A 2,262-nucleotide genomic window follows, 5' to 3' on the forward strand; every position below is an offset into this window, starting at 1 on the left:
CCTCACAGAGGGCGTCCTGCGCGAGCGACGCGGACTGTCCCTCGGGGCTGCGATGCGTCAGCGCCGGGGATGACCCGGCCCGGTGCCTCCTGCCCGCGCTCCAGGCCGGGACCTACGGCGCGGCCTGTACGCAGGACGCCGCCTGCGGCGAGCAGGGCGTGTGCGCCCGGCTGGAGGTGGACGGGGACGACGCCTGCCGCTGCTTCACCCCCTGCGAGGCCACCGTCGATCCGCTGACACCCGACATGGACCGGCCCGACGTCAAATGCGGGTGCGGCAGCGGCCCCGGTGACCTGGGCGCTACACTCGCCGTCCTGCTGGGGCTTTTCTGGCGACGGTCTCGTGACTCTGCGTGAGGGCGCCTACAGAACCGCAAATGTAGGCGAAACTCCGCGAATCAATCTCCGAGAATCAGGCATAGACGTTTTCGGCAGTCACAAAGGTCCTTCTCCCCCATGGACTACAAGATCAAGTCGGGCGACACGCTGAGCGCGCTGGCCAAGCGCTTCAACACGGATGTGGATTCGCTGGTGAAGGCGAACCCGAACATCACGAACAAGGACCTCATCTACGCGGATGCGACGCTCAACATCCCGGGCAGCAAGGATGACTTCCAGGCGCAGGGTGTCTCCAAGGGGCCGGACCTGACGGGCGGCGCGCAGCAGACGCAGGGTGCGCAGGCCGTGGGTGACGTGCCCCCGGGCCAGGTGGGCGACTGGATCAAGCAGGCCATGGATATCCTCAAGGCCAACGGCGTCCCGGTGGAGAAGATGAACCCCCAGGACATCGCGAAGATCATCCAGCACGAGTCCAGCGGGAACCCGAACGCCATCAACAACTGGGACTCCAACGCCCAGAAGGGCACGCCGTCCATCGGCCTGATGCAGACCATCCAGCCGACGTTCGACGCGTACAAGCTCCCCGGCCACGACAACATCCGCAACCCGGTGGACAACATCATCGCCGGCGTCCGCTACTCCATCGAGCGCTACGGCTCCGTGTCCAACGTCCCCGGCATCAAGGGCCTGAACAGCGGCAGCGGCTACGTCGGTTACTGACCGGCGCGCAACAGCCCCCAGACGCACCGCGCCCCGCGGTGGAAGACGGTCCCTGCCGTCTCCCACGCGGGGCGTCGTCATTTCCGAAAGCGTGCCGTCAGCCCCCGTGCAGCCGGGAGCGCTCCCGCGGACCACCCGCGCGTTTGATGTGGATCTGGCTGGGCGCCTTCTTGCGCCCCCTCAGCCCCGTGCCCCGGTTGTTGCGCTTGGGGCCGTGGTCGCCAGCGGCGGGGCCCAGCGTCACGCGCTTGAGCTCCTTCTGCCGCAACAGCGCCGCCGCGTCGTCATGGGCCAGTGTCTTGCGCCCATTGCTGGCCTGCACACTCGCCTGGGCCGCATGGGGATCCACCCGTCGCTTGTTCTTGATGCCTGCCACTCGGGTCCGCACGGACATGAAGTCCTCCTTTGAGCTGAGGTAGGGACCCATGCGGGGTGTTGCCATCCCTGGCGACGGGCGGGACAGGGGCCGCCCCGTGAGCATGCGGGACGCGGGCGCCCGCCGGTGCGAGATGACAGGGGGCGCACGAGCGGCGCTCACCCACTGGCGGGAATCCCGCCCGGACCGCGGTGCGACTTCAGGTGAGGTCTTCGTTGTCGCGGCGGGCGCGCTTCTTCGCCTTGGGCTTGCTGGGCTTGGCCGCCTTGGCCTTCTTCTTCTCCGTGGCCTCCGGCGGGAACAGCCAGCCGTCCTCGGGACGGGGCTGGGAGGCGTTCACCGGCTCCAGGTGCTGGCCGCGGCAGCCCCGGCACCAGGACTGCGGACGGCGCTGGCCCTGGCTCATGATGCGGAAGCCGAAGTCCTGCTCCGTGGGCCCCACGTGGCCGCAGCGCGGGCAGCGCGTCATGGACGTGGTGCCCGTCTCCCGGGCCTTCTCCTTCCCGTGCTCCACCACCAGCGCCAGCGCGGCGGCGAACCCCAGCTTGCGCTCCGAGGGCACGTGGAACTGACGCGCACGCTTGCGGTTGCCCCGGCCCATCACGGGCAGGAGGTCCAGGCCTCCCAGGAGGTTGCGCTGCTCCAGGACTCGCGACGGAGACGATGGCGGGGTCGAGTGGCTCACGCGATCATTTCTACGGGAGGGGTCTGACATGCCGGGTTCACGCGCAGGGTCGCCAGGTCCCGCTCCATTCGGAGGTCTGGACACGTGTTCAGTAACCCCTGGCATTTCCAGGGGATTCCCCCGGCAGCCGGGCGGGGGTGGGG

Annotated in this window: 3 protein-coding genes and 1 pseudogene; 2 read left to right on the forward strand and 2 right to left on the reverse strand. The window is 69.0% G+C overall.

The features are described from left to right. Positions 1-356, forward strand: a pseudogene (locus D7V80_RS43340) (polyhydroxyalkanoate biosynthesis repressor PhaR); the annotation flags it as partial. Between the two features lie 99 nt (positions 357-455). Continuing rightward, positions 456-1,058, forward strand: coding sequence for a transglycosylase SLT domain-containing protein (locus tag D7V80_RS43345; protein ID WP_120593125.1), 603 nt, complete (start codon positions 456-458; stop codon positions 1,056-1,058). Positions 1,059-1,155: 97 nt separating this feature from the next. Here D7V80_RS43345 and D7V80_RS40765 read toward each other — a convergent pair whose 3' ends face one another. Both D7V80_RS40765 and D7V80_RS40770 read right to left on the reverse strand, forming a co-directional pair. After that, complete coding sequence (locus D7V80_RS40765; RefSeq protein WP_014393155.1) at positions 1,156-1,452, reverse strand: hypothetical protein; 297 nt, start codon at positions 1,450-1,452, stop codon at positions 1,156-1,158. Positions 1,453-1,633: 181 nt separating this feature from the next. Further along, on the reverse strand, positions 1,634-2,119 hold the full coding sequence (locus tag D7V80_RS40770; RefSeq protein ID WP_233586095.1) for a hypothetical protein: 486 nt from the start codon (positions 2,117-2,119) through the stop codon (positions 1,634-1,636). Positions 2,120-2,262: the final 143 nt, after the last annotated feature.

The sequence above is a fragment of the Corallococcus sp. CA054B genome, assembly GCF_003611625.1.
Lineage (GTDB): Bacteria > Myxococcota > Myxococcia > Myxococcales > Myxococcaceae > Corallococcus > Corallococcus coralloides.

Coding starts and splice junctions, on each gene's coding strand:
- D7V80_RS40765 (WP_014393155.1), bottom strand. CDS start 1,452: ATGTCCGTGCGGACCCGAGTGGCAGGCATCAAGAACAAGCGACGGGTG.
- D7V80_RS43345 (WP_120593125.1), top strand. CDS start 456: ATGGACTACAAGATCAAGTCGGGCGACACGCTGAGCGCGCTGGCCAAG.